The organism is Bacillus sp. JJ783 (assembly GCF_036963225.1).
Taxonomy (GTDB): Bacteria; Bacillota; Bacilli; order Bacillales; family Bacillaceae_G; genus Bacillus_A; species Bacillus_A cereus_U.
This window is the reverse complement of the sequence record NZ_JBALMG010000209.1, coordinates 1-5,541: the sequence shown is the minus strand read 5'-3', so window position 1 is coordinate 5,541 and position 5,541 is coordinate 1. Positions and strand designations below refer to the sequence as shown.

The following is a 5,541-nucleotide window of genomic DNA, read 5'->3' as shown; positions in this document are numbered from 1 at the left end:
AAGATAAAAAGCATACATACAAAAAAGTATTGACATATCTCGAAAAATGTATTTTCGAGATATAGTGGGGGAAAAGATGAGATTAGAAAAACAATTAATAAAAAAGATGTATTATGAAACATTCTTAATGGAGAATGAAACACACCCACCTCTTCAAGTACTTGGAGAAGCTTATGTAAACGAAGAAAAAAATGAGATTTCTGATGGATCTTATATTCGTTTTGCACAAGGTGAATTTTATTATCACCATCAAGATTTTGAAGCAGCTATTTTTAAATGGGAGAAAGTTAGTAATGAATTAGCGCCATGGGCACAAAAAAATATTGCGGATGCTTACTTCGAACTTAACCAATTATCAGTTGCTGAAAATGTGTATACTTCCATTACTACTGATAACAAAATACTTATGACCGAAATTGTACTGCAATTACTGTCTCTTTACATCGAGCAAAATAATTTTGATTCAGCTTTCGCTGTTATAAAAGAAGCGGTTTCTTTAAATCCCGATTATCCAAGCGTCACAACAATTGCACGTTCCTTTTATGAAGAACAGCAAGATTTTGATAGTGCAGTAGAGCTTGCTGTGAACGAGTTAATTCGAACAGAATCTTATCCGTGGTTTGAGGTTCTAAAAGAATATATCGATAAAGGATTTACTAAAAATATTTCACCAGATTATTTTTATACAGTATTAGTTACATTAAATAATGTAGATCAAGTACAATTTACGCAAATGGTTTCATCACTTTGGCACAGCTATAAAGATGAACAAAATTACTTATTATGGCTTAACACAATAAATGAATTTTTCATACATATCGAAATGCATTCGTCCGATATATGGGACGAAATTTCTTCTCTTTACGAAGAAACATACTTTGAATTAATTCAAGGTCAATATATGCTTAGACAATTACACGATATTATTCCAAATCTGTTAACAAATTGGTTAAAGGTAGTCAATCCCTCTCATGCTGTATTTCCATCTGCAGCAGTATTGGCATGGGATGAGATTTTTCCTTCCAAAATAGATTCAGCGGATATAAAATATGCGGAAAACCTACTGTCATATTCTATTAATCATGTGAATGGCTTAGAGTATAGTTTACATCTTTTTGAATCTATTACAGGGTGGGCACAAGAACATGATTTAGAAATGGGTCACCGATTTAGCTGGTTAGTAGGCGAGCTTGCAGATTTAAAAACAAATCGCCTATTAGTAACTGGAACTTCAGGAAACGGAAAAGCGTCATTTATTAACTCTATTTTAGGAGAAAATATATTAGAAAACTCAATCTCAAATGTTGTTGTTTTTAAAAATGACGCTTATACAGAAATTAACGCTATAACAGATTCGGAAATTACAACAACTGAGAATTTCTCTGATTTCCATAACATGATGGCAGTGCACCGTCAAACATATAGAGATAGAGCATGTGTTGAATTTAAATTACCATGCAGGTTTTTAAGTAAAAATAAACTTACATTCGTTGTTACACCTAGCTTTAATAGGAACAATGACGCGAGAGATGAGGTGTTTGAATATTTAAACTCTGTAGATGAATTATTATTCGTATTGAATACGGATTCACCTTTTACTGACAAAGAACGTGACATTCTATTAAGTATTCAAGAACATACACCAAATCTACAAGTTCATTTCTTATTAAATAAAATCGATAACATTTACAATGAAGCAGAAGCAAAAAGAGTTATACAAGATACGCAAGTGAGAATAAATACATATTTCCCTAATGCAAGAGTTTTCCCTTATTCTTCGTTATATACAAATAGTAAACAACTAAACGATTTAACTGAGTTTATTCATTTTAACTTTAACCATAAAAATATCGATGCAGAACGTACTGAAAAGCTATTGTTTTTCATTCGAAAAACAATTACATATCTTTTGGATAAACGCGTCGAGAGGGAAAATAATCTAGTGGATTCTATTAATTGGAATGAAGATATGTTAGTTAAACTAAATGCTTGTATTAATAACCTTACTGCTTTTGAGAAGGAAAAAATTCATTTAATTACAGAATCATATCGTACAATGAAAAATGAAATTACTAATGATCTTACAGAACATATTCCGAAACTATTGCAGAGTTGTTCCGATTTAATTAGTGAAGAAAGCGATTTTGGTCACATTGATATTGAACTAAACACAGCGATGAATAAAAGAGTGCAACAATATCTAGAACAAACTGTATTACCTAATCTTGCTCGCTCTATGCAAAATTGGATTGCGACTTCTAATAACGAGCTCCTTCAAAGTCAATTGTACTTAGAAGAAACCAGTGAAGGACTTAATTCTTTATTTGGAGAAAATCGAATACAGTTAGAATGTGACTTTAAAGTAATTGATGACTGGCGCAGAGATACTGATAGAATGACAACTAGAATACAAATGGAAGAAGTAAATATTTTACGCCGATTTACACCAGCACAATTTTTACTGAAAAGTGCCGGTAAATTATTTGGAGTTCTTCCTAAAAATAAAGCTATGCTATATAACAAATACAAACAGTATTTAGAAAATGAAGATTATACCGATGTAACGGCTTCTATTATGAAGAAATTTTTCTTGCAGTTTGAGTTGTTTGAAAACACACAAGAGCGGGATATTAATATGTTCTTTAGAAATCCATTTGGCGCGTTGGAACAAGCTGTAGAAAATACTCATTTAGAAATAAAAGAAAAACAAGATAAGCTGCATAAAATGAAATCAAACCCTGAAGTTTATCATGATCCTATAAAGCTCTTTGAATTGAGATTACGTCAATGTGAAGTAATCTTGAATATAGGTGAGGATAATTCCTATACAGATTTACCTTTAGAAACAATCATAGAATAAACGTAAAGTAACTCCAAAATATACAATAAAAGTTGATTTTGGAGTTGTTTTTTGTTTACATCTGTATAATATGTACGTTCTTTTTAATAGCAGATTGCATCATGTGTTATAAGAGAATTAATAGGGAAAAGGGAGCAATAGCAATTAGTTGCTCCCTTTCCATTTGATTAGAGTAATTAAATGTCTGATAAATATTTTCCAACATACAGACCACTTGCAGCTGCTTGAGATAATGAATGAGTGACGCCTGAACAATCTCCAATTAAAAATAGCCCATCCATACTTGTTTCAAAATGGTTATTGATTTTTATTGTAGGAGCATAGAATTTTCCATCAATTCCATATAATAAAGTATCTTTATCGATAGGTTCTTGGATAAATTGTTCTAAACGTAATAAAAATTTTTTGAGTCCTTCAATATATAATTGAGGGATTTCCTTATTCAAATCTCCATAATCTCCGTGTAGTGTAGGCTGTATACGATTATGTTTCATGTTGTTCTCGGCTGTAGGTTGTTTCTTTATTAAGTCCTCTAAACGCTGTATAACAATCCGATCTCGTCCTTGGTTAATGCTTTTAATAATTGAACTTGCGTATACATTTGCTTCTTTGAGAGTTGGAAAATAGCGCGGGATAAATAAAGTGAAATTTAAGTTAGAAGTGCCAGTTCCTTGCTCTCGAAAATTTTGACCGTCAGGCATAACTAAACCTTCTTCGTACTTTCGAATAATACGTCCTTTTGGATTCATACAGTAAGTAGTAGCCGTGAAATGTTCATGCTGATAAGAAAGTTTCGTCTCAAATGTATCTTTTAATATAGAACGTAATTGATGTTCTTTCATCTCTACCCTAATACCTAAATCTACACGGGTTTGCTCCTGAGAAATATTTAGAGAAGTGCACATTTCTTTTAACCAATCCGCCCCGGAACGACCGGTTGCAAATACTAATTTCTTAGAATGGACAGTTTCTTGATTTGTATATATTTTAAAATGGTCTTTCTGCTTAACGATATTTTGTACATCTATATGAAATTGGATATCTATTTTGGTAAGTAAAAATTCATAGAGCTGCTGAAAAATGTTACTTGAAAGTGTAGTGCCAAGATGCCTTACTTCTGTTGTGAGCATTTGTAAACCACACGCTTCAGCTCTCTTAGTGAGATTTAGATTTTCTGTAGAATATTTTGAAACCGAACTTCCGCCAAACTGACATAGAATTTTATCTACTTCAGCCATGAGTTGTATAAAAGCTTTTTTACCTACTTTTTGCTCAAGTTCGCCACCAAATCCATTTGTATAATTAAATTTCCCTTCAGATTTTCCTAAACCACCAAATCCGAAATATTTATCACATGTAGTACAATTACACACTTTTCCTTGGTCTAAAGGACAATGGCGATCTTTTAGCGCTTTACCTTTATCAAGAATTAAAATCTTTTTGTTACTTTGGGCTAATGAATAAGCCATAAAGATGCTACTTACTCCAGCTCCGATAATTGTAACATCATACATATTCTTTCACCTGCTAACGAATAGTTTGTTTTTTATTTTCTTAGTGTATAACACTTTTATGAAGTTAAGAAATAGCTTTTATTAATAAAGAGGGAGTTTTTGAACTTGATGCTTTTTTAATTTCTCTGAGTGGTGGAGTAAATACAAATGTTTTTATTTGAAAAGAGAGATACTTTTAAACAATCATTTTATCATATGGTTAATAAAAAGCTTAGCTATAAAAAGAACAGACCTTTTAAGTAAAGAGGTCTGTTAATCATTTGAAATATTTGTTAAGTGAATAAATCTGAAGAAAATTACAGTTTTATTTAGCGAAGACGTGGTTACCGATTACTGCTACTGTTTGACGTGTAGTAATCCATTTGCTTGTTGATGTTTTCGGATTATAGAAATAAAGCCAATCAGAATGTATTCCATTTGTGGAGATAGCCTCTTCTACTGCCATTTTTGCTTCTGCGCTTGCAGGCTGATTAATTCTTCCATCTGTAACAGGGGTAAATGCATATCCGTGTTTAATAGGTTCATAAATAACTCCTGTTATTGTATTTGGAAAACCTTTTGCATTTACACGATTTAATATAACTTTTGCTACTGCTACTTTTCCTTTATATGATTCGCCACCTGCTTCAGCAGTAACTAAGCTTGCCATTAAGTCTTTTTCTTTTTCTGAAATACTTGAATTAATTTTTAAATGTTGTCCTGTATAAAGCTTGTTTCCGACTGTATTGTTAATTTGTTTTATAGATTGAACGGTAACATTGTAACGCTTTGCTATAGTTTCTAATGAATCTCCAGGCTGTACTTGATAAATAATTTGTCCAGAGATGTTCTTAGGTTTGTCGTTTTGATGAACAGTGATCTCATTTGATTTCATAGATCCTGGAATATTTAACTGTTCACCAATAAAAGTTTGATCGTTTCCTTTATTATTCGCTTGTTTAATAGATTGTATTGAAACTCCATATTGTTTACTGATACCCCAAAGTGTATCATTCTTTTTTACTGTATGAATGGTGGAAGCCTCAGCTGCACTTTGATTACATATGAATGTAATTGCTGCTGCAGACAAAGGAATTATATGTTTTATTTTTAATAATTTCATTGTAAATCCTCCCAATAAAAAATTAAGTTTTAACTGTTGAATAATGTAGTTCAGAGTATATAAGG

General features: G+C 31.7%; 3 protein-coding genes. 1 reads left to right on the top strand and 2 read right to left on the bottom strand.

The window, feature by feature from the left end; all coding sequences use genetic code 11:
* Positions 1-76: 76 nt before the first annotated feature.
* Positions 77-2,860, top strand: coding sequence for a dynamin family protein (locus tag V7038_RS28250; protein WP_335695993.1), 2,784 nt, complete (start codon positions 77-79; stop codon positions 2,858-2,860).
* A gap of 176 nt (positions 2,861-3,036) precedes the next feature.
* On the opposite strand, the gene V7038_RS28245 is transcribed toward V7038_RS28250, so the two are convergent.
* Positions 3,037-4,374, bottom strand: a complete 1,338-nt coding sequence (locus V7038_RS28245) for an NAD(P)/FAD-dependent oxidoreductase (RefSeq protein WP_335695992.1) — start codon at positions 4,372-4,374, stop codon at positions 3,037-3,039.
* Between the two features lie 304 nt (positions 4,375-4,678).
* On the bottom strand, positions 4,679-5,476 hold the full coding sequence (locus V7038_RS28240; RefSeq protein WP_199659953.1) for a cell wall hydrolase: 798 nt from the start codon (positions 5,474-5,476) through the stop codon (positions 4,679-4,681).
* Positions 5,477-5,541 lie beyond the last annotated feature (65 nt).

Excerpts from the sequence above, each read along its gene's own strand:
- V7038_RS28250 (WP_335695993.1), top strand. The coding sequence starts at position 77 with ATGAGATTAGAAAAACAATTAATAAAAAAGATGTATTATGAAACATTC.
- V7038_RS28245 (WP_335695992.1), bottom strand. The coding sequence starts at position 4,374 with ATGTATGATGTTACAATTATCGGAGCTGGAGTAAGTAGCATCTTTATG.
- V7038_RS28240 (WP_199659953.1), bottom strand. The coding sequence starts at position 5,476 with ATGAAATTATTAAAAATAAAACATATAATTCCTTTGTCTGCAGCAGCA.